Annotated in this window: 18 protein-coding genes; 2 read left to right on the top strand and 16 right to left on the bottom strand. The window is 39.8% G+C overall.

Features of this window, described 5'->3' with window-relative positions; all coding sequences use genetic code 11:
* Positions 1-3: 3 nt before the first annotated feature.
* From AC0KSB_RS10310 to rpsB, 10 genes are all read right to left on the bottom strand, one after another.
* Positions 4-4,524, bottom strand: coding sequence for a PolC-type DNA polymerase III (locus AC0KSB_RS10310; RefSeq protein WP_472308952.1), 4,521 nt, complete (start codon positions 4,522-4,524; stop codon positions 4-6).
* Positions 4,514-5,647: a flavodoxin-dependent (E)-4-hydroxy-3-methylbut-2-enyl-diphosphate synthase gene (gene ispG / locus AC0KSB_RS10305; RefSeq protein WP_472308950.1), complete on the bottom strand. Its 1,134-nt coding sequence runs from the start codon at positions 5,645-5,647 to the stop codon at positions 4,514-4,516. Before ispG ends, AC0KSB_RS10310 begins: the two co-directional genes overlap by 11 nt.
* A 1-nt stretch (position 5,648) precedes the next feature.
* Positions 5,649-6,977 (bottom strand): RIP metalloprotease RseP, encoded by a 1,329-nt coding sequence (rseP, locus tag AC0KSB_RS10300; protein WP_472308948.1) that lies wholly within the window; start codon positions 6,975-6,977, stop codon positions 5,649-5,651.
* 42 nt (positions 6,978-7,019) lie between these two features.
* On the bottom strand, positions 7,020-8,192 hold the full coding sequence (locus AC0KSB_RS10295) for a 1-deoxy-D-xylulose-5-phosphate reductoisomerase (protein WP_472308946.1): 1,173 nt from the start codon (positions 8,190-8,192) through the stop codon (positions 7,020-7,022).
* A 16-nt stretch (positions 8,193-8,208) separates the two neighbouring features.
* Complete coding sequence (locus AC0KSB_RS10290; RefSeq protein ID WP_472308944.1) at positions 8,209-9,096, bottom strand: phosphatidate cytidylyltransferase; 888 nt, start codon at positions 9,094-9,096, stop codon at positions 8,209-8,211.
* Positions 9,093-9,908, bottom strand: a complete 816-nt coding sequence (locus AC0KSB_RS10285) for an isoprenyl transferase (protein ID WP_472308942.1) — start codon at positions 9,906-9,908, stop codon at positions 9,093-9,095. The genes AC0KSB_RS10290 and AC0KSB_RS10285 overlap by 4 nt, the downstream gene beginning before the upstream one ends.
* Positions 9,909-10,032: 124 nt before the next feature.
* A complete protein-coding gene (gene frr / locus AC0KSB_RS10280; protein WP_472308940.1) occupies positions 10,033-10,605 on the bottom strand; it encodes a ribosome recycling factor in 573 nt (190 codons plus the stop codon).
* A 59-nt stretch (positions 10,606-10,664) separates the two neighbouring features.
* The gene (pyrH, locus tag AC0KSB_RS10275; protein ID WP_472308938.1) at positions 10,665-11,369 is read right to left on the bottom strand and encodes a UMP kinase; all 705 of its coding nucleotides are present in this window, start codon (positions 11,367-11,369) and stop codon (positions 10,665-10,667) included.
* Between the two features lie 138 nt (positions 11,370-11,507).
* A complete protein-coding gene (tsf, locus tag AC0KSB_RS10270) occupies positions 11,508-12,155 on the bottom strand; it encodes a translation elongation factor Ts (protein ID WP_472308936.1) in 648 nt (215 codons plus the stop codon).
* A 44-nt stretch (positions 12,156-12,199) separates the two neighbouring features.
* A complete protein-coding gene (gene rpsB, locus AC0KSB_RS10265; RefSeq protein WP_472308934.1) occupies positions 12,200-12,958 on the bottom strand; it encodes a 30S ribosomal protein S2 in 759 nt (252 codons plus the stop codon).
* A gap of 286 nt (positions 12,959-13,244) precedes the next feature.
* Between rpsB and AC0KSB_RS10260 the strand changes: the two genes are divergently transcribed.
* Both AC0KSB_RS10260 and AC0KSB_RS10255 read left to right on the top strand, forming a co-directional pair.
* A complete protein-coding gene (locus AC0KSB_RS10260; RefSeq protein WP_472308932.1) occupies positions 13,245-15,080 on the top strand; it encodes a Sapep family Mn(2+)-dependent dipeptidase in 1,836 nt (611 codons plus the stop codon).
* A gap of 28 nt (positions 15,081-15,108) precedes the next feature.
* On the top strand, positions 15,109-16,242 hold the full coding sequence (locus AC0KSB_RS10255) for a GNAT family N-acetyltransferase (RefSeq protein ID WP_472308930.1): 1,134 nt from the start codon (positions 15,109-15,111) through the stop codon (positions 16,240-16,242).
* 7 nt (positions 16,243-16,249) lie between these two features.
* On the opposite strand, the gene AC0KSB_RS10250 is transcribed toward AC0KSB_RS10255, so the two are convergent.
* From AC0KSB_RS10250 to AC0KSB_RS10225, 6 genes are all read right to left on the bottom strand, one after another.
* On the bottom strand, positions 16,250-17,065 hold the full coding sequence (locus tag AC0KSB_RS10250; protein WP_472308928.1) for a Cof-type HAD-IIB family hydrolase: 816 nt from the start codon (positions 17,063-17,065) through the stop codon (positions 16,250-16,252).
* Between the two features lie 146 nt (positions 17,066-17,211).
* Positions 17,212-19,335 (bottom strand): bifunctional 4-hydroxy-3-methylbut-2-enyl diphosphate reductase/30S ribosomal protein S1, encoded by a 2,124-nt coding sequence (locus tag AC0KSB_RS10245; protein WP_472308926.1) that lies wholly within the window; start codon positions 19,333-19,335, stop codon positions 17,212-17,214.
* A 72-nt stretch (positions 19,336-19,407) separates the two neighbouring features.
* Positions 19,408-20,088, bottom strand: coding sequence for a lysophospholipid acyltransferase family protein (locus tag AC0KSB_RS10240; RefSeq protein WP_472308924.1), 681 nt, complete (start codon positions 20,086-20,088; stop codon positions 19,408-19,410).
* Entirely contained in the window at positions 20,088-20,804 is a 717-nt protein-coding gene (gene cmk / locus AC0KSB_RS10235; RefSeq protein WP_472308922.1) for a (d)CMP kinase, read from the bottom strand. The genes AC0KSB_RS10240 and cmk overlap by 1 nt, the downstream gene beginning before the upstream one ends.
* Before the next feature lie 68 nt (positions 20,805-20,872).
* Positions 20,873-21,295: a HutP family protein gene (locus AC0KSB_RS10230; RefSeq protein WP_472308920.1), complete on the bottom strand. Its 423-nt coding sequence runs from the start codon at positions 21,293-21,295 to the stop codon at positions 20,873-20,875.
* Positions 21,288-22,169, bottom strand: coding sequence for a MurR/RpiR family transcriptional regulator (locus AC0KSB_RS10225; RefSeq protein ID WP_472308918.1), 882 nt, complete (start codon positions 22,167-22,169; stop codon positions 21,288-21,290). The genes AC0KSB_RS10230 and AC0KSB_RS10225 overlap by 8 nt, the downstream gene beginning before the upstream one ends.
* Between the last annotated feature and the right edge of the window lie 9 nt (positions 22,170-22,178).

Genomic DNA, 22,178 nt, shown 5'->3' with positions numbered 1-22,178 from the left:
CACCTAGCCCATCATCTCAAAAAGATTCATCTGTGCCGTATCCGGCATATCATTAAGACAACCGGTATTTGTTAATGTTTCTATCGCACTTTGACCGATTCCTGCACGGCGCATCAATTCATCTTTTGATTTAAAAATCCCATCTGCTCTTGCTCTGACAATTGATTCCGCTAAAGTCGAACTTATTCCGGGAATAGAATCCAAAGGTGGTCTGATCCATCCTTTTTCCTCTTCAACAAATTTTGATGCGCTGGATTCATATATATCAAGAGGCAGAAAGTCTATACCTCTCAGCTGCATTTCCTCGACCAGTTCAAGTATATAAAAAATCTTCTGCTCGCGGTCAGGTGATTCTCTAAAAATCTGTTTTCGTCTTTCTCTGTCAATACGTACTTCAGCAGGCGGACGGCACATGATATTGCTATCAAATTCATCTGCTCTAACAGTAAAGAAAGCACAGTAGTAGGCTTCAGGATAATAAACCTTAAACCAGGCTATACGCAATGCCGAAATAGTATAAGCAGCAGCATGTGCCTTAGGAAACATATATTTAATTTTTTTACATGAATCAATATACCACTCAGGTACATTATTATCGCGCATCAACTGTTCATGCTCTTCGGACAATCCTTTGCCTTTTCTAACCTTTTCCATAATATCAAAAGCTGCTTTAGGCGGCAGACCGCTGTATATCAGTCCTGTCATTATTGTGTCCCGGCAACCTATAACCTCATTGATCGTACAGGTGCCTGATCTTATCAAATCCTGGGCATTGCCTTTCCAGACATCTGTGCCATGAGACAGCCCCATCAGCTGGACCAGATCATAAAATCTGGATGGCTGAGTTTCCCTAATCATATCACGTGCCATAAAAGTACCCATTTCAGGCAAACCGAGCGTAGCTGCCCCGGTAGGCGACTTTTCATCTTCTATGCCAAGTGCCTTGGTAGAAGTAAACAGAGACATAACCTTCTCATCAGGTATAGGTATTGTATTTACATCAACACCTGTAAGATCACCCAGCATTTTTAGCATGGTAGGATCATCGTGTCCAAGAATATCTAATTTCAGAATCGTATCATGCATAGCATTAAAGTCAAAATGAGTCGTTATGGTACCTGCCTCACGTTTGTCAGCAGGATGCTGAACGGGTGTAAAATCATAAATATCACGTTCTTTTGGAACAACAACGATTCCACCCGGATGCTGACCTGTTGTTCTTTTTACGCCTATTAATCCTTTTGACAAACGCATAACTTCGGCCTTGGTAGCAAATTGTTCTTTCTTTTCAAAATATCCGTTAACCATTCCCATAGCATTTTTTTCGGCAAAAGCGCCAATTGTTCCTGCTCTGAAGGTATGACTGGAGCCAAACATTTCCTCGATGAATTTATGTGCTCTGGGCTGATATTCACCAGAGAAATTAAGATCTATATCAGGCTGTTTATCGCCATCAAAACCAAGGAAAGTTTCAAAAGGAATATCCTGGCCTTCACGTGTCATTTCACATTCACAGTGGGGACAGCTACGAGCAGGCAGATCATAGCCTGAACCATAATCACCACTGCAATCAAATTCAGAAAAATGGCATTGCGGACAAACATGATGAGGAGGCAGGGGATTTACCTCGGTTATACCGCAAAAAGTAGCTACCAGAGAAGACCCGACAGAACCTCGAGAACCAACTATATAACCGTCGTCGTTTGATTTTTTTACCAGTTTATGCGCAATATAATACATAATCGCAAAACCGTTATCAATGATTGAATCCAGTTCTCTTTCTACTCTGGCCTTCACCACATCCGGCACTTCACCGTTATAGCCATAAAGTGAAAAAGCTGTATCCCATGTAAGTTTGCGCACATCATCAGCCGCCGAAGCGATGATCGGCGGGAAAGAACCGTCAGGAAAAGGCTTCATATCAGGTTTAATTCTCTCCGCGATCTGCTGGGGATTTTCCAGAACAACTTTATGTGCAACTGCTTCACCAAGATAAGCAAATTCCGCAATCATCTCGTCTGTAGTTCTGTAATACAAATCAGGCTGAAGATGAGCGTCTTCAAAGCCCATATCTGACATTAATATTTTTCTATATTCGCTGTCACGTTTTTCCAGAAAATGAACATCACAGGTTGCACATACGGGGCGACGCTGTTTTTTACCAAGCTCAACAATCAGACGATTTATGTCTTTTAAATCATCTTCACTTTGCAATCCGCTCTGGGGATCACGCAAATAAAATTGATTATTGCTGATTGGTTGTATCTCCAGATAATCATAAAATCTGGCAAGTCTGACCAGATCAGAATGTCCAAGCTGCTGTAGTGTTTTCTCATAGCTTGAGTCATTCTCTTTGTAAATAGCAAGAATCTTCTGGTATATTTCTCCCGCTTCGCAAGCCCCACCTACTATCAAACCGTGTCGGAAATACTGTAGCAAGGATCTTGGAATTCTAGGTCTACTATGAAAATATTTTGTATGTGATGCTGAAACAAGTCTATACAGATTATAAAGACCAAGATAATCCTGTGCCAGCAGTATCACATGAAAAACTTCACGCCGATGTGCCAGAATCTCCTCATTTGATTGATGTCCAACCTTACTGTCAAAATCCGCCAATAGACTGCATTGTTCTTTTTTCATCATCGAAATAAGAATTTCTCCGCTGGCTATAGCATCGTCTTCAGCTCTGTGATGGCGGTCAAGACCAATCTTCAAAGCAGCAGAAACCGTATTTAATTTATGATTAGGAAGTTCAGGCATAAAAGCTCTTGCCAGTGCCAGAGTATCTACAACCGGCATATTAAATTTGACACGAGGATCTGCTTCGCATTTAGTGCAAAACCCTTCATAACGTAAAAAGCCTAGGTCAAAAAAAGCATTATGCGCAGTAAGTATACTGTCACCTACAAACTCAGCAAGTTCTTCCATGACTTCAAATGGTGGCTGAGCATCTTTGATCATTTCTGTAGTAATCCCGGTTAGCTCTGTTATCTTGGCAGGAACTTCAATACCAGGATTAGCAAATTTAACGAAACGATCAGTGATTTGCCAACTGCCCTGATCATCAGGCTTAAAGCGAACAGCAGCCACTTCGATTATTCTGTCTGAAGCACTATTAAGTCCTGTTGTTTCAACATCTATAGCTACAAAACCATCATTTAGATCAGTATCTTGCTCATAACCCCAGCAAACAGAGGCTCCGTCATCGACAAGATATCCTTCCAGTCCATAGATAATCTTGATATCTTTGCCTTTTCTTTTAAGAGCCTGCTGTGTATTACAAGCATCGGGAAAAGATTGAACAACGCCATGATCGGTAATAGCAACGGCAGTATGTCCGAACGATGCCGCCAGCTTTACCAGTGAGGAGGCGTCACAGACAGCATCTTTTGTACTCATCTTTGTATGTGCGTGAAGTTCAGCTCTTTTTTGAACACTCAGATCTTCTCTTGATTGCTTAGCTTTAGCTTTTTGTATTCCCATAACTTTTGCTTGTAAATCTTTAGCATACTGAGAATCAAAATTTATCTCTGCCTGAACACGCACATAACCATTTTTAAGATATTCAGTCAAAACCTCTTCATCTTCTGGTTTGGCAAAAACAATACACTGTACCGAGCTGGTCAAGTCGGTAATAGCAAATTTAACCAGAATTCTGGTGTTTTGGCTGATAGGTCTTGTTTCAAAACCGAAAGTCTCCCCTTCAAGGATAACCGTACCTGATTCACTATTAATATCCGCTATTCTAGATTTTTTCAGTTCTGTATTGACTCTGCCCCAAACAAGATCAGGAGCTTTAGGCATGCGTCTGTATGGCTTGGCAGGCTGTGCAGATTTTTTAGGAGGATTTGGCTGCTGTGCATTTGGCTGTTTAATATCTGCAGCAGCTTGAGCACCGGATATATCAGGAGGAGCATCCATGGGACCGGGATCACCGTCTGATAAAGCACATACAGCTGCCGATCTGGCAGCATTTGCCAACTGACTGGATGATTGATCAAGCTTTCTTGCATACTCGGTAAGATCTTTTTTGACAGGAACAAGGCAAAATTGCACCTGCAAATTATGATAAAGTTCGCAAAGTTCCTGTAATTCAGGTATTTTCTGATTTTCAAAAAGCGAGCAGCAAGATGACTGCAGATGAATATGAACTTGATCAATATTTGATTTAAAACTGGCATTTTGCAGCATTGATGCCATAAATGCATTTTTATGTCTTAGATGCCTTAGCATCCAAGGTGCTAACTCGGCAATATATTCACTAGCTTTTTCCGTATCAATCTGGCACAGTAAATGCTGACTTATTACGACTTCTTTGATTCCAAGCTGTTGTTCAATTGTTTGTTCAAGCCTGCATAAAAGAGCAGGCGGGCAAGGACTCTCAAGAGAACACTTAATCAGCAATGTTCCTGACTGTTTAACGGTCATCTCAGTTACATTGCCTTTTATATTTTCCATATCTCTGATCAATCCATTACCCGGCAAAAGCCAGGCAAAAAAACTATTCCAGTCAGCCTGCATTGTTATCTTTTTCCTTTTCTGTACATATATCCTGTATTACCGCCAGCAAAGCTGCAACGGCTTCACTTTCAGGTACTTTTTTTATAATTTTACCTTGTCGGAAAATTATAAACTCGCCTTTCCCACCGGCTATACCGACATCAGCCTCCCTTGCTTCACCTGGTCCATTAACGGCACAACCCATTACCGCAACTTTAATCGGCACATTTACGTTTTCAAGAGCAGTTTCAACCTTGGCTGCAATTTCAACAAGATCTACCTCGGTTCTGCCACAAGTAGGACAGCTAATAAGAAGCGGACCTTTATCTCTAAGACCTAATGATTTTAATATTGCATAAGCAGCTCTGATTTCCTCAATCGGATCTGCAGTTAGTGATACTCTCAAAGTATCCCCTATGCCCTCGGCAAGTAAAGTTCCAATTCCAACAGCAGATCTGATTACACCATCGCGTATAGTCCCTGCTTCAGTAACTCCCAGATGCAAAGGATAATCAGTTTTTGCCGATAATAACCTGTAAGTAGAAATCGTGAGTGCAGGATCAGAAGCCTTAATTGAAATAACGATATCGCTGAATCCTTGTTGCTCAAGCAATGAGGTTGCCTCCAATGCGGAAGCGGTCATTGATAAAGCGTTAACTCCACCATATCGATCAATCTGGCCGCGGGCAAGAGACCCTGAATTAACACCAACTCTGATCGGTATATTACGCTCAGAAGCAGCTTTTACAACTTGTATGATTCGATCCTTGCCTCCTATATTGCCAGGGTTTATTCTTATCTTATCAGCACCTGACTCAATAGCAGCAAGAGCAAGTCTATAGTCAAAATGAATGTCTGCAACAAGTGGAATTGGTGATTTTGCTTTTATTTTAGCAAATGCCTGTGCAGCTTCCATATCGGGAATAGCCAGTCTGGTAATCTCACAACCAGCCTGTGCCAGATCATTAATCTGCTGCAGACTGGTTTTTATATCTCTGGTATCGGTATTATTCATTGACTGAACAACAATAGGTGCATCGCCACCGACGATAACTCCGCCAACATTAACAGCCTTTGTTTTTTTGCGAATATATCTTAGCTCATGCTGCTCATATATAGCATTAAACTCGTGATTATCGTTCATATCAGCCACCACCGGTAAGACGCATAATATCAAAAGTAAGCCCCATAATTGCCAGCCCTATAATAAGAGCAAAACCGACAAAACCAATTATATTTTGTGTCTTTAAGGATAATCGTTTACCCCTTATAGCTTCTAAACCGGTTAATATAAGATGATTGCCATCAAGCGGAGGTATGGGTAAAAGATTCATAAAACCAAGACTGACCGATATCAGAGCAAACATCCAAAGCAGCTGATAAACTGTCTCTTTAACAGGCTGCCTTTGTTCTACAACATTACCAATCATGCTAACCACTCCGACAGGTCCAGATAATGTGTCCTGTGGTCTGATTTCTCCGGTAAACATCATGCCTATACTACGAACTGTAACCTTAACAATCGACCAACTCCATTGAACTGATTGTCCAATAGCCTGCCCAAAATTATTACTACTGCTAAAATAAATGCCACGAGGCAGGCTTTCAACAAATTCTGTAGCGGACATTGTTATTTTCTGTTCTGTACCATCACGTATAATAGTCATCTCAAGCGGCTGTCCTGCCGACGAATTTACTTCTCTTCGGAAACCCTCATAATCACTGTAGGCAATGCCATTTACCGCCAGCAGAATATCGCCTTCCTGTAAAACAGGATTACCGTTATTTGATTTAGCATCAACCGAATTAATTACAGCACCACCATCTTGCAACTCACTAAGAACATTTATACCAAGCCTATACTGTGCTACTTGCTGCGGAACAAGTTCAACAATACTTTTTGATCCATCTGCCTTTTCAATTTCCAGACGCAAGATATCATCCGATGTCAGAAACATTTCTGTGCCGGTATAATCAAGAGTCGTTCTGATTCTATCTCCATTAGCACGGATAATGCGATCTCCCGGCTGCAGTCCAGCCTCATATGCGAGTGTATTCTCCATTGTTCCTGCAATTACCGGCACGGTAAAACCAAAAGCAGAGAACATAATTAAAAATGCAAGAACACCTGAAAGAAGATTAAGAGCCGGTCCGGTCGCCAGCACTATTGCTCTTGCCCATTTAGGACGATTGTAAAAAAATCCGGGGTCATCATCAGGTTTAACCGGTTCGGAATTATCATCCTCATCGTCCTCATATTCGCCGGCAAAACGAACCGAAGCGCCAATAGGTAATAACTTGATATTGTACTTAATACCTTTTCTCTCCCATTCAAAAAGAACCGGTCCCATAAAAATTGAAAACTCTTCAATTTTAAAACCTAATTTTCTGCCGGTCAGATAATGTCCCAATTCATGAACAACCATCATGATACTGAGAAATAATATACCTATTACTATGCCTATAAAACCCATATATAAGACTCCTTTTGATACTGTATTTGCAAATATTACAGTTTAAGACAGTTCTGCCAGTGCAGTTAATTCCTGTCTTGCCCACATATCTATATTCATTAGTTCATCAAAACTAAATTTTTGCTGCCAATTTCTTTTAAGGTGACTATTCATTACCTGCTCAACGTTTGAAGCTATATCAGGAAAAGATATTCTGCCAGACAGAAAAAGATATACAGCAGCTTCATTTGCTGCATTTAACACGGCCGGCATTGTCCCACCTGTTTTAGCAGCCATATAAGCCAACGGCAACAAGCGGAATGTTTCAATATCCGGTTCTTCAAAAGTCAATTCTCTGGCTCTGGCATCAAAAGGATTAAATGATTCATTTTCGGCCGCAGATCTTTCCGGCCAGGTAAGAGCCAGCTGAATAGGTAGCTTCATGTCGGGAAAACCCATCTGTGCTAAAACAGAACCATCAACAAATTCAACCATTGAATGAATTATACTCTGTGGATGAACAACAACTTTGATTTGATCACAAGGACAATCAAACAACCAGCTTGCCTCTATAACTTCAAGACCTTTATTCATTAAAGTCGCTGAATCAATTGTAATTTTACCACCCATCTTCCATGTTGGATGATCAAGTGCCTGTTCAACTGTTATTCTAGATAATTGCCCTGTACTCCATCCTCGGAAAGGTCCACCTGAAGCTGTCAGAAGTATGCTTTTCATACTTCTTTGCGGCGAGCCTGCAAGACATTGCCAGATTGCCGAATGTTCACTATCTACAGGTAAAAGCCTTATGTTTTTCTCTTTTGCAAGCGGCATAACAAGATCTCCACCGGCAACAAGAGTTTCTTTATTCGCCAATGCTATGTCCTTACCTGACTTTATTGCTGCCAGAACAGGTTCCAAACCAGCAACGCCTACCATTGCAGCAACAACAGTATCGGCCTCTGATATTTGAGCAACAGCATTATTGCCTGACATTCCAGACATTATCTCAGGCATAAAAGTACTACCTGAAAGTTTTTGCTCAAGTTGAGCAACCAGGTCGGGTTGATTTATACTCACAAGCTCCGGTTTAAATTCTTTTACCTGCTCTGCAAGTAAAGATATATTACTTCCGGCCGACAATGCCTTTACCTTTATATCCAGATGTCTGCAGACTTCAAGTGTCTGAGTCCCTATTGACCCTGTTGATCCAAGTATTGATACAGCTTTAGTCATTATCTGCTAAATCTCCTTAAAAAATCTGCCAATATAACATCGCCAGAAAAAGAGTAACCGGCATGGTGAAAAAGGCACTATCAAATCTATCTAAAATACCACCATGTCCTGGTAATATTTTGCCATAATCCTTGATCTGACACCATCTTTTAATGGTGGAAGCCAACCAGTCCCCCAGTTGAGAAGCCAGACTAAGAAAAATTCCTGAAACCAGTGCAAAAATAATATGAAGCCAGGTATCAGGCTTGTGACCAGGTAAATTACTCAATACCAGCTGGAAATACAAAACCATAATAAGCATGCTTCCTGCAACACCACCCAGACAGCCTTCTAAAGTTTTTTTAGGACTAATACGGGGAAGTATATGTCTTTTACCTATAGCTGATCCGGTAAAATATGCAAAAACATCTGAAGCCCACGGAGTAAGAAGCGCTAAAATCAACCAATACCAACCACGAGGAACATAATATAACAGTAGTACAGAACAGCTAAGCGGGAAGGCTACATAAGACATTATCAGGGATCCAGAAGCCATTGACGGCAAATCCTGAGGACCTTTATTAAGTAAGGGAACTATCATATTGAGTGTCATTATGGAAATCAAGCAAAATCCGGTTAAAGCCATACCGGTTGCAATTGAATAAAACGATATATTAGTGATATCAATCGAGGAAACAGGTCCACTGATCAATAAAGGCAGCAGAAAAGTCATACTCCCTATAAAAGTAAAAAATTTATTTGGAAGCAGATCTTTTGCTTTTACAGCATTCAAAAGCTCGTTTGTAACTGTAACAGCGACAAAAACAAATAACAAAAGAGATATCCACGGCCATTTTAATCCGGGAGCTATAAATACGGCGATACCTAATGTAAAGATAATACCAGTGATTATTCTTTGTTTCATATTTTGCGAATACCTCCAAAGCGCCTATCTCTAAGAGTATATGCCTTTAATGCTTCTACAAGATCATTCTCTGCAAAATCAGGCCATAAAACGTCAGAAAACCAGAATTCTGCATAAGCAGACTGCCAAAGCAAAAAATTGGAAAGTCTTTGTTCTCCACTAGGCCTTATAATTAAATCAGGATCAGGAACATCCGGCAAATATAAGCTTTGCTGCAACATTTTCTCATCGATTTGCTCTGGTTCCAAAACACCTTGCGAAATTTTTTGGCCAAGTCTGTGTATAGCCTGTACAATTTCGCGCCGGCCTCCATAATTTATAGCAATAATAAGCTGCATTTTATCTCTAGCAGCTGATTCTTGCTCCGATTTCTCTATAATGGCTTGTATATTATCAGGCAAAGCCTTTATATCCCCAGAAAATCTTAGTCTTATGCCTTCTGCGGCTAATTCACGATCATATCTTTTGAAAAATTCAACAAAAAGCTCCATCAAAGCATGTACTTCATCATCCGGTCTACGCCAGTTTTCTGTAGAAAAAGCGTAAACAGTGAGGTATTTTATGCCTCTGCGACCACACATACGGCACAAATTTTTTAGATTTTCCGCACCAGCTCTATGGCCAGCCTGTCTTGGCAGACTCCGCTGCTGAGCCCATCTGCCATTACCATCCATAATCACAGCCAGATGAGTTGGTATATCAAGATCATCAGTTATTGTATCTTCATAATCTGCCGATGCAGGAATTTTATATTTCTTTGATTTACCAGGCAGAAAATTTAACAGATAACTGATTTTATCGATTATTTTCATTATTTTTAGAAACAGGCATACCTGTCCTCCATGATTTTAATAAGAAACCGGGCGTTTCCACCCGGTCATTTTATCAGGCCTTTGTAATTATAATACCTGCTGATGTTTTATCCATCAGACTATATCAAAGCTCCATCAGATCATTTTCTTTCTCTGCAACAAGCTTATCAATTTCGGCTACATTTACATCAGTTAACTTTTGCAGTCTTATTTCAACGTCTGCCATCTGATCTTCAGTCATTTCTTTTTTCTTAAGCAAAGCCCGGAAATGATCAAGACCTTCTCTGCGAACATTTCTGATCGCAACTTTTGCTTCTTCACCGTATTTGCCAACTTGCTTTGCCAGATCTTTACGACGTTCTTCAGTTAATGCAGGAAAAATCAAACGAATTATCTTTCCGTCATTCGATGGATTGATGCCAAGATCTGACATCTGTATTGACTTTTCTATAAGTTTGAGCGAACTGGGATCCCATGGTGATATAGTTATTACTCTTGGCTCAGGAACCTGAATATTTGCAACCTGATTAATAGGCGTAGCAACTCCATAATACTCTATTTCAATATGATCTAGAACTTTGGGGTTTGCCCTGCCTGCACGGATCGCATTAAATTCTTCCTTTAATACACCTATTGTCTTTTTCATTTTCTTTTCATAAGGTAAAAAAGAATCCTTGGTAATTTCGATGATGGCCATATATGTACCTCCGATTTATGATCTCGTTACATTATACCCAATCGTTGCCTCCAGTTCAATCAGTTAACAATTGTTCCCAGAGTTTCTCCATCTGCCATTCTGATAATATTTTCAGGATCAGACATATCAAATACTGCTATGGAGACTTTATTGTCGCGACAAAGTGCGGCAGCGGTTGCGTCCATAATACCAAGACTAAGCTGAAGAACACTATCATGACTAATTTCCTGATATTTTATTGCATCTGAGTAGATTTTAGGGTCTTTATCATAAACTCCGTCAACCATAGTGGCCTTAAAAATTATATCGGCTTCAATTTCTGAGGCTCTAAGTGCAGCCGCAGTATCAGTTGAGAAAAATGGATTGCCGGTACCGCAGGCAAATATTACAACTCTTCCCTTTTCAAGATGCCTTATCGCTCTCTTTCTGATATAGGTTTCAGCAATCTGGCGCATTTCAATTGCACTTAAAACTCTTGTTGTTGCTCCGGCCTGCTCAAGAGCATCTGACAAAGCCAGTGCATTGATTGTAGTTGCAAGCATTCCCATATGATCGGCAGTCACACGATCCATGCCTTCACTGCTGCGTCCTCGCCAGAAATTCCCGCCGCCTACCACGACAGCAACCTGAACATTTTTTTCAATCAATCTGCGAATTGTACTGCCAAGGATTTTCAGAACTTCATTATCAAGACCGGTTCCACTTTCTCCCGCCAGTGCTTCACCACTAATTTTCAACAATATCCTGTGATACTTTGCTGCCATTTTATACCTCCCGAAATTACAGTAAATTATTCTTTCGCCTAAACTATCTTCTCTATCAGAAATCGCTGCACTCTATCTGAGTTTACCTGCAAAAAAAGGGACATGCAAGGCATGTCCCTGAAAAAATCAGTTAGGAACTTATTTTATCTGCTTCATAACCTCATCTGCAAAATTCTCTTCACGTTTTTGCAGACCGGCTCCCATTTCATAACGAACAAAACGTCTAACGGTAATATTCTCACCAACAGTCGCTATCATTTCTTTTACAAGATCACCAATTTTCTTGGAATCATCTTTCATATAGCTCTGCTCCAGCAAGCAATTCTCTTCATAGAATTTTGCCAAACGACCTTCAACAATTTTATCGATAATTTTTTCTGGTTTACCTTCATTCAAAGCCTGATTACGAACGATATCACGTTCTTTATCCAAAGCTTCAGCAGGAACTTCTTCTTTTGAAACCCATAATGGATTCATAGCAGCAACCTGCATACCTAATTCTCTGACAAAACGACGGAAATCTTCATTCTTTGCAGCAAAATCAGTTTCAATATTTACTTCAATCAAAACACCAACACGTCCACCGGCATGTATATATGAATCAACAATACCTTCAGCAGCAATACGGCTTGATTTTTTCTCAGCTGATGCAATACCTTTTTCACGAAGCCATTTAATTGCCTTCTCCATATCACCACTAGCCTCTGTAAGAGCTTTCTTACAGTCCATCATACCTGATCCTGTTTTTTCTCTAAGTTCTTTAATCATATCAACTGTTACAGCCATGTTACAAATCCTCCTGAATCAATAGTCTTTGGGAAAAACAATGCTTATGCTTCTTCTGTTTCCTCTACTTTTGCTTCTTCTTCAGCCTGAACTTCCTCAGTTGCTTCAACGTCGAGCTGCTCACCCTGACGTCCTTCGATCATGGCATCAGCCATTTTACCTGCAATAAGTTTAACAGCACGAATAGCATCGTCGTTTCCAGGGATTACATAATCAACTTCTTCGGGATCACAGTTTGTATCAACAATACCGATAATGGGTATACCAAGACGGCGTGCTTCCAAAACAGCAATATGCTCTTTACGTGGATCTACAACAAACATACATGAAGGAATTCCCGGCATATCTTTAATTCCGCCAAGATTTTTCTCCAGTTTTTCCATTTCGAGTTTAAGCTTTGCAACTTCTTTCTTTGGTAAAACGTCGAAAGTACCATTTTCCTGCATTTCGGTTAACTCTTCCAAACGTTTAATTCTCTTTTTAATTGTACTGTAATTTGTAAGAGTTCCACCCAACCAGCGATTGTTAATAAAATACATTCCGCAACGTTCAGCTTCTTCACGAATTGAATCCTGAGCCTGCTTCTTTGTACCTACAAAAAGCATTGTACCGCCTTCCATAGCGATCTGACGAGCAAACATATATGCTTCATCAGCCTTGCGTACTGTCTTTTGCAGATCAATGATATAAATACCATTGCGTTCTGTGTAAATGTATTCTGCCATTTTGGGGTTCCAGCGACGGGTCTGATGTCCGAAATGAACACCTGCTTCCAGTAGCTGTTTCATGCTAATAACTGCCATTTTTCTATTCCTCCTGTTTTTTCCTCCATGGGCAATGCAGCCGCAGATCTAACATACCGGCAACAGGCACAAGATCCCATGTGTGTAATTGAACCGTCTGGTATTTTAACATGTCACGGCAAAGTTGGCAAGATGATTTAAAAATCAATTATTCTTAACTTCTGATTGGCTGATTTATTGTCAGGTTGTACACTAGTTGTATATAATTGACTGGTGATGTGTAATTTAGTTTAAGGTACATTCAAGACAACCGATCGGCAGCAGAATAAAGATTGGAGATTTAATTATGATTTCAAGACAATTACTCAAACTGGCGGAAAAATATAATTGGCATAAGCATACAGAGGAAGACGGAGATATAACCGTATTTGGTGATTTTAACGGATTTCTCTTTACGGCAATCACCGGTAAAGGGTTTAACGCATTTTTTACCCCTGTTTCCGGAATATCGCTACAGGCACTTAATAATCTTAGAGAATGGCTGTCAAATAACAAACAAACCATAAATATTCGTGATTTTGAATTATCTGATAATTTTCTTTGTGTCAGATTGCATGAAGGCTTAATTGCCAGATCAGTCAGTCAGATGGAATCTTTTTTGATCAAACTAACCGGCAGACTTGATGAACTTTCTTTGCCAGATCAATCTTGTGCGATCTGTGGGCAAAAGGCTGAAAAGAAAGGCTTGTATGTCGGTTTATTTTGTTATTTGCATCCCGAATGTCAGAACAAGGAAGGCTATGATTTTACCAAAGAAGATGGTGAATATGACAAAGTTGATTTTTCTATGCAGCCAGATGAAGAAAAATTAAAAGAACTGGCAAATACTATGAAGTCTTATAAATCTGATTTGATTTCGGATGTTATTAAAATATGCAATATCGAAAGTGTTAAACAGGATTCTGACAATGAGGCACCCTTCGGACAAAAAACAGTCGAAGCACTGAAATGCTATCTGGACATAGCCGCTGCCATGGGATTTAAAACAGTCAATCTTGACAACAGAGCCGGCTATGTTGAATGGGGACAAGCAGACGAAATGATTGCCGCCTTATGTCACCTTGATGTTGTTCCTGCCGGCAGCGGATGGACAAATGAGGCCTTTAATACGCAGGAAATAGAAAACCGAATTGTGGGACGCGGTACGGTAGACGATAAGGGACCTGCAATCGCTGTACTGTATGCACTTAAATCCTTGAAAGATGATGATTATCAGCCGGCAAAAAGAATCAGACTAATCGTCGGCCTTGATGAGGAAAATGGCAGTGAATGTATGGATTGGTACAAACAGTCTCAGGAGCTTCCAATTGCCGGCTTTACAGCAGACGCTTCTTTCCCTGTCATCCATGCTGAAAAAGGCATTGTTTGGATTAATATAAAGATGAATTGTGAGCAGGATAATTCTGATTCTATACGTATCATGAAGGCAGAAGGTGGTTCCGTTGCAAACATGGTACCGGGAAGCTGTACTATAACTTTCGATAAAACTGACAAAATAGTAGCAGAAGGCAGGCAGGCTCACGCCAGTAGGCCGGAATCAGGTACAAATGCAATTTCTCTTGCTATTCTTGAGGCCAAAAATACACTTTCAGAAAATAATTCCAGCAATCCTTTTATCAATATGTATACTGAGATATTTGGAGAAGAAACAGATGGCAGCAGTGCGGGATTAAATCTAAAAGATAAATATGGAGTTCTGACATTAAATGCGGGTATGCTTAAGATAGAAAATAATGAGGCAAATCTAACCTTGGATATCAGGTATCCGGTAACTTCCGATTTGAAAACAGTAATACTAACATTAAACAAACTTGCTGAAAAATATAATTTTGAATTTAAAGTTGAAAAACATATGGAGCCTTTATTTGTGGATAAAGATTCACACCTTGTAAAAACTCTAAATAATGTTTATCAGATTATGACAGATACTACGGTTGAACCTGTTGCAATAGGCGGAGGTACTTATGCCAGATCAATACCAAATATAGTTGCTTTTGGACCATGTTTTCCAGGGGATCCGGACGTATGCCATCAGGCAGACGAAAGTATAGAAACAGACAGACTGCTGGCTGCAAGTGCTATTTATAAAGAAGCGCTTAAATCATTAAGTATTGACATTTGATTATAATGAGCTCGATCTGGAGGAAATAATGACAGATTTACCTATACTTATGACCGAAAGGCTGTGCTTAAATATATTATCAGCTGATTCTGCTGAACATGTTCTTGATTATTACAGCCGTAACAGAAATTTTCACCAACCTTGGTTTGCCGCCAGAAATGATGAAATTTTTACTGTAGAGCAGCAGAAAAAAAATCTGCATGCAGAATTACAGGATTTTCTGGCAGGCAGAGCACTTCCTTTTTGGCTATCATTACCTGCAGATCCTAAATATATTATTGGCAGATTTGCTTTAACAAACATAATTCATGGTTGTTTTAAGTCAGCAATTGCCAGTTGGCATCTTGATCATACTCACACTAATCAAGGTTATGCATTTGAAGCAGGAAAAACAGCAATAAATGCCGCTTTTCGCGATTATAAACTACATAGAATCGAGGCAAATATTTTGCCTCATAATTCCAAATCTATACAACTGGCTCAGAATCTTGGATTTGAATTAGCTGGCTATGAAAACCGATATCTGGAAATAAATGGCAAATGGGAAGATCATTTGCATTTTATCAAACTTTCAGATGGTGCCTATCATACAGATGAAGATATGCCTGTTCTTAAAGGCGATAATGTTATGTTAAGATCACTTGTTTTTGATGATATTACCTGCCTGATTGAATTCTTTTCACATAATAAAGATCATATCGAAGCTTTTAATCCGGGATTACCGGAAAACCTGCTTTCAGAAAAATACTGGCGCCATCATCTTCTTAAATCCAGACTCTCCTGGGAAACAGGCCAATCAATAAATTTTGGAATTTTTCTCAAGGACAGGCCAGAAAGGCTTATAGGCTGTCTCGATTTAAGAGATATACTAAAGGCTCCATACAATTGCTGTGAGCTTGGTTTTTCTCTTGATCACAGATTAACAGGAAACGGACTTATGCTTGAATCTCTAAACCTTGTGCTTGGCTGGATTTTCAGTCATCTGAACATTAACAGGGTTCATGCCCGTCATGTTCCAGGAAATTCAAGAAGCTCAAAACTGCTTGATATTATGGGCTTCAAGCAGGAAGGAATACAAAGACAGGCTATTGTTACGGAGCACGGCAGCAGCGACCTGATTTTAAAGGCGCTGCTGGCAAAAGACTTTCGCTGGCTGGAGTAAGTTCCGATTACGATAGTTTCAATTCAGCAATTCTTTCCAGCAAATATGGCATATACGCACTATCATTTGAAGGAAGTATTTCATTGGCAAATCTTTTTACATGTTCAGATGCCTGTCCCATGGCAAAAGAGTAGTCAGCAGCTCTAAAGAGCTCAATATCATTTTCCTGATCTCCAACTGCAATAATGATTCTGTTTTTAAGACAGTCAGAAGGAAGCTTTGTTTTTAAAAGCTCCAGAGCAGCACCTTTGGAAACACCTGCCGCCATAATATCAAGCAGGGTTGGATAAGAACAGGTAGTTGCTAATTGACCATTAAAATGTCTATTGATATATTCTTGCGGTATCTGTAACTGATCTGCACTGCCCACAAGCAGCATTTTATAAATATTGTCAGGCATCTCCTGCAAAGAATATGTATTGTAGATAGCATAAAAATCAGGCATAACAGCTCTATTCTCTGGCTGCTTTAATACTTTTGCACCCTTATCTGACACCGCTATAATTCCCAGCTTAGGATGTTTCTTGGCTATCTCATCAAATAACTGACTGCTTTTTCCCGGCAAAATCTTTTGCTCAATTACTCTTCTGGCAACAGGATCATATATTTGAGCTCCATTGACAAGTATCAAAGGTAAATAAAGCGGCAGTTGATCTACATACATACCAAGGGCATTCCATTCTCTGCCTGTAGCTAAAGTAAAGCATCCTCCTCTGCTGATAAATTCATTGATACAATCAATATTTTTTTTATCTATCAGATGATCTGGATTGAGAAGGGTTCCATCCATATCACTTACTAATAAAATATTTTTTTCTTTCATTTTAACTCCATTAAACATCGTTTATAAAACCATCAAAAATATTTGATTTTTTTATATCAAGCATGCAAAAGGGAGAATTGCCTATCGGCAACCTCCCTGTAATACATATCAGATAATAAAAGGCTTACAGATAAATACGTTCAGTATTATTCTGTTTTCTCAGCTTCCTGATCGACTGACTCTGTCTGATCTTCAGTTGATGAAATATCAAACTCACCTGAAGGAGAGTTAAATTCATCTTGCTCAGAAGAATAGGCAGTTGTCTCTTCCTCTGCAGAAGCCTGCTGATCATCGGTCATATCACCTACAGGATTAATAGGCTCTACTTCCTTGATACTGATGCTTATACGACGATTCTCATTGCTTACTTCCAGTACTCTGGCATCAACTTCCATACCCTCGGCCAAAACATCGTTTGGTTTTACGAGGCGCACATCGGAAATCTGTGAAATATGACATAGTGCATCCACACCTGGAGCTATCTCTATGAAAGCACCAAACGGGAACATACGCACAACTATACCACGTACTATTGAACCAACAGGGAATCTGTTTTCAACATCATGATAAGGATCATCTTCCACTCTCTTATAACCAAGAGAAATGCGTTTTTTCTCAGAATCAAAATCTTTTACATAAACTTTGATCTCATCGCCTACATTTACTACCTCTGATGGATGACGGATACGGTTCCATGACAGTTCACTGACATGTACAAGACCGTCTACTCCACCAATATCAACAAATGCACCAAAGTCGGTAAGGCTGCGGACAACACCGTTATAATCCTTATTGACTTCAATGTCTGCCCATACAGTCTCAGCTTTCTGGCGGCGCTCTGCGGCAAGCAAAGCTCTGCGAGAACCGGAAACTCGAAGTCTCTTCTTGTCCGGATCAAACTGAGTGACCAGAATTTCAAGGGATTGACCCTTGTATGGCTCCAGATCATTAACCATGCTCATTTCCAGCTGGGTACGGTGAATGTAAATATCTACTCCGCCATAAGTTGCAATCACACCATCTTTTACAGTATTGATTACCTTGACGGTTACAGGTTCCTTATTCTGGAATGCTTCTTCAATCAGTGCCTTATACTTGCCAAAATCAACTCTGGCTTTAGACAGCAAAATCTCTTTACCCATATCTGAATTACGTATATTACGAACATATACATCTATTTCAGTATGATCCTGAATGGCCTGATCCAGATCAAAATCCGGGTCACCGTCAAATTCATGGCGAGGAATCCTTCCCTCAGATTTATCGCGAACATCCACATAAACATTGTCACTGTCATAACGGACTATTACGCCCTTTACGGTGGCGCCTCTTTTAAGGTGTGGAATATTGTCGATAAAGTCTGTAAAGCTTACATCAACTTGTTCCTGCTGGTTTTGTAAAACCTCGTTTTCAGTCATTGCTTGGATAACCTCCCTGATTATGCGTTCTGGTGTAGATGCACCTGCCGTCACCCCGACGGTCAAATCCTGTAGCTGTCGATTACTCAATATCTTCAGGACGTCACCCGGCTGCTCGATCAAATACGTCTCACCACATTGACTTTTACAGACATCCAGCAACTTCATCGTATTTGAGCTACCCCTGCTTCCGATGACAAACATCAGATCAGAAGCCGCTGCAATTCTTTCAGCTTCTTTTTGTCTATTTTCAGTCGTAATACATATTGTATCAAAAATTTCAAAGTTTGCAATTTTATTTTTTAAAACAGCACAAATTTCTTTGAATTTAGCCACAGAAAATGTAGTTTGTGAGAAAATAACCCATTTCTCCTCTTCAAAATTGATTTTTTGGGCTTGTTCAACAGATTCAATAATTATAGTTTTGTCAGGAGCTTCACCAAAAATGCCAATTACTTCAGGATGTTTTGGCGATCCTATTATTATAATTCTGCTGCCTTCTGCCGAAGCCTTGCGGGCAATCTTGTGAATTTTAGAGACAAAAGGACATGTGCAGTCAACGATATCACAAGATCTTGCTTTAAGTTTTTCAAAAGTCTGTGGTGGTTCTCCATGTGCCCTGACTATTACTTTGCTCTTTTCCGGTATGTCTTGCACATCATCTGCTTTTTGCATGCCACCTGTGCCAAGCTCATCAATAACCGTCTTATTATGGATAAGTTCACCAAGCATAAAGATCTTTTGCGTATCATCTTTAGATTGGTTTTGACTGTTTAACATTTCATAAGCTGTATTTACAGCATGTCTTACACCAAAACAAAAACCTGAAGATCCTGCCTTTATTATTTTCATATAATACACTCCTGGATAAAAAAATCGGCACGGACAAAATGTCTGCACCGATATTATAATATATTCATTTTATTATTCAGTAACATCTGTTGGATTGTTTTCTGACTCTGGCAAATAATCTATGTCTATAAGCTTGTAAACATGCCTCATTACATCTACACTAATGTCCAGCAGTTCTTGATGAGTATATTTTTTGCGTGCCTGTGTATCCAGTTTGAAAGGTTTTCCAAAAACACACCTTACTTTATTAAATAATCTGAATTTTCCTTCTATGGCTACCGGTATCAAGACTGCATCAGTTTTGATAGCAAAGTGGGCAATGCCGCTTTTGGGCAAAGTTTTATTTATTTTTTCTGGCTTTACCCTGGTTCCCTGAGGAAACATGGCTACCGGTTCTCCTGATTGCAGTACTGAAAAAATTCCTCTTGCTGCTGTCAGATCGACCTTATCTCTGTCTACAGGTATAGCACCCATGCGCGGCATAATAAAACTCATTACAGGAGCTTGAAATAATTCTTTTTTGGCAACCCAATGCAGCCAACGTTTTAATTTACAGTGAATCACAACAATGTCAATCATGCTTGTATGGTTTGATACAAGTATAAAAGAACCGGTCTGAGGAATATTTTCTATTCCTTCATATTTTATCCGAAATATTATTCTGCAAATGCCGCCTGTTAAACCTTTTAAGAAACCTCTTATAAATTTGTGTTTTTTTGCCTGCTCCTCGAGAGTTAATTTTTGATGCGCCATCAGACATTACCTCTGATACTTTCAGAATAAGAATCTGATGTTTGATTATCCTGAGCAAAAACACCTATTCTGCCTATGATGGCATCAACAACCTGCTGTATACTTAAATCAGTCGTATCAAGTAAAATAGCGTCTTTTGCCTGAGCCAAAGGTGCAACAGCTCTGGTAGTATCTTGTTTGTCTCTGGCTGCGATTTCTTCACGTACCTCTTCCAGACTAACTTTTGAGTCACCTTTTTCTTTTAATTGAAGCATTCTCCTTCTAGCTCTTTCATCGACACTGGCTGTAAGAAAAAATTTCCACGGTGCATCAGGCAAAACATATGTGCCTATATCCCGTCCGTCTATAACAAGAGGCTGTCTACCCGCAAGCTGCCGCTGCATATCTACAAGATACTTCCTAACACATGTCAAGGTACTTATATCGGAAGCAGCTTTTGACATTTCAGGCGTTCTGATTAAACCGCTTACATCCTGATTGTCTATATAAACATGCTGCTCACCTTTTTGGAAACGTATGTCCATAATTGTTTCAGAGAGCATCTGGGAAACAGCTGGTTCATCTTTTACCGCAATTCCCAGACTAACAGCCTTCCAGCCAACAGCTCTGTACATCGCTCCCGTATCGAGGTAGAGAATGTTATAGTGCTGGGCAACTTTGCGGGCAATTGTACTTTTGCCTGCACCGGCCGGTCCATCTAAAGCTACTGCAAACATTAATATATCCTTTCTTTTTCAAACAGGTTTATAAGAAAATAAAGACGATCCAAGACAACAAAAAACAGTTAAATTACACGATGTCCAAGGCCAATGGCAATTTCATTCAAGTGTAACAACCCTATACCGAAGTAAAAACAAACTCCTATATGATCCTCAAAGCGTGCCAGACCTATCTTGCCACCTACATTGAGTCCTATAGCCTTATTCATTATTTGCGATAAAGCTTCTCTTGCAGCACCGGCTACAGCACCTTCTGCAGCATGTGTCGATTCAATAAGACCTTCACGTTTGGCAGCTACCACTGCGCGTTCTATCATACGAGAAACAGAAGAAATAAATTCTCCGCCAAAATCAACAGCTGCAGCCCTTACATTTTGTTCGGCCAGAGCTGCACCTAATTTATATTCCTGTTCACGATCATTTGTAAGAGCCATCTGAATAGCTGCAGAAGCAGCTTTTTTGCTGCCTGAAGGTGAATGATCACTCATTCTTAAAATCCCCCTTATCGTAAACATCATATTCATCCCAGAGATGCTCTAGTTTTTCTAATGTTTCGACCACATGTTCCTGTCTTTTAAAACCTATCGCAGCAATAAGAGCATTAATAACACTTAATGGTGCAACAAGACTATCTACAAATGACATCATATCACTTGGAGCAAGCAAGCTAATATCTGCATTATCTGCTACAGGCGACTCTGATTTATCGGTTATTGCAATAACCGAAGCACCTGTAGATCTGGCATATGACATTGCCTTTATTGTACGCTTGGAATACCGGGGAAAACTGATAGCAATTACCACATCATTTTCACCTACCGGCAAAATCTGTTCAAACATTTCACTGACACTTGTTGTATGAACCAGTCTGATATTATCAAAAATAAGATTAAAATAGAATCCCAGAAAAGAAGCGAGCGGTGCAGCACTGCGCACGCCCAAAATATAAATTTTGCTCGCTTTCAATATGCCATCGACAGCAGCATTAAAACTATCACGGTCTATACGTTCAGCCGTTCTTTTTAATTTCTCCATATCTGACTGCAAAACAGCACCTAAAATATCTTCTCTTCCTGCAAGTTTAAACGATGCTTTTAAACGCTGTGCTGAAGTCAGTCTGACTTTAAGTTCTTCCTGCAATTCTTTTTGAAAATGAGGGTACCCATCAAAGCCAAGTTCCATCGCGAATCTGACGACAGTTGATTCACTCACACCTGCCTCTTCACCTATACGTGCTGCAGTAAGATAAGCCGCTTGTTCATAATGATTAAGAATAAAGGCTGCAATCGCCTTTTGCCCTTTACTCATACCCGGAATCTGCTGATTTATACGAGCCATTAAACTGGTGCTATTTGTTTCCATGGATACTAC

It is taken from the genome of Ercella succinigenes (assembly GCF_900002895.1).
Note: the sequence above shows the minus strand (reverse complement) of the source record. Positions and strands in the feature narration are given on the sequence as shown.

Excerpts from the sequence above, each read along its gene's own strand:
- frr (WP_472308940.1), bottom strand. The coding sequence starts at position 10,605 with ATGGCCATCATCGAAATTACCAAGGATTCTTTTTTACCTTATGAAAAG.
- AC0KSB_RS10295 (WP_472308946.1), bottom strand. The coding sequence starts at position 8,192 with ATGACTAAAGCTGTATCAATACTTGGATCAACAGGGTCAATAGGGACT.
- rseP (WP_472308948.1), bottom strand. The coding sequence starts at position 6,977 with ATGGGTTTTATAGGCATAGTAATAGGTATATTATTTCTCAGTATCATG.
- AC0KSB_RS10310 (WP_472308952.1), bottom strand. The coding sequence starts at position 4,524 with ATGCAGGCTGACTGGAATAGTTTTTTTGCCTGGCTTTTGCCGGGTAAT.
- tsf (WP_472308936.1), bottom strand. The coding sequence starts at position 12,155 with ATGGCTGTAACAGTTGATATGATTAAAGAACTTAGAGAAAAAACAGGA.
- AC0KSB_RS10285 (WP_472308942.1), bottom strand. The coding sequence starts at position 9,908 with ATGAAAATAATCGATAAAATCAGTTATCTGTTAAATTTTCTGCCTGGT.
- rpsB (WP_472308934.1), bottom strand. The coding sequence starts at position 12,958 with ATGGCAGTTATTAGCATGAAACAGCTACTGGAAGCAGGTGTTCATTTC.
- pyrH (WP_472308938.1), bottom strand. The coding sequence starts at position 11,369 with ATGGCAGCAAAGTATCACAGGATATTGTTGAAAATTAGTGGTGAAGCA.
- ispG (WP_472308950.1), bottom strand. The coding sequence starts at position 5,647 with ATGAACGATAATCACGAGTTTAATGCTATATATGAGCAGCATGAGCTA.
- AC0KSB_RS10250 (WP_472308928.1), bottom strand. The coding sequence starts at position 17,065 with ATGAAAGAAAAAAATATTTTATTAGTAAGTGATATGGATGGAACCCTT.
- AC0KSB_RS10290 (WP_472308944.1), bottom strand. The coding sequence starts at position 9,096 with ATGAAACAAAGAATAATCACTGGTATTATCTTTACATTAGGTATCGCC.
- AC0KSB_RS10255 (WP_472308930.1), top strand. The coding sequence starts at position 15,109 with ATGACAGATTTACCTATACTTATGACCGAAAGGCTGTGCTTAAATATA.
- AC0KSB_RS10240 (WP_472308924.1), bottom strand. The coding sequence starts at position 20,088 with ATGGCGCATCAAAAATTAACTCTCGAGGAGCAGGCAAAAAAACACAAA.
- AC0KSB_RS10245 (WP_472308926.1), bottom strand. The coding sequence starts at position 19,335 with ATGAAAATAATAAAGGCAGGATCTTCAGGTTTTTGTTTTGGTGTAAGA.
- AC0KSB_RS10230 (WP_472308920.1), bottom strand. The coding sequence starts at position 21,295 with ATGAGTGATCATTCACCTTCAGGCAGCAAAAAAGCTGCTTCTGCAGCT.
- cmk (WP_472308922.1), bottom strand. The coding sequence starts at position 20,804 with ATGTTTGCAGTAGCTTTAGATGGACCGGCCGGTGCAGGCAAAAGTACA.
- AC0KSB_RS10225 (WP_472308918.1), bottom strand. The coding sequence starts at position 22,169 with ATGGAAACAAATAGCACCAGTTTAATGGCTCGTATAAATCAGCAGATT.
- AC0KSB_RS10260 (WP_472308932.1), top strand. The coding sequence starts at position 13,245 with ATGATTTCAAGACAATTACTCAAACTGGCGGAAAAATATAATTGGCAT.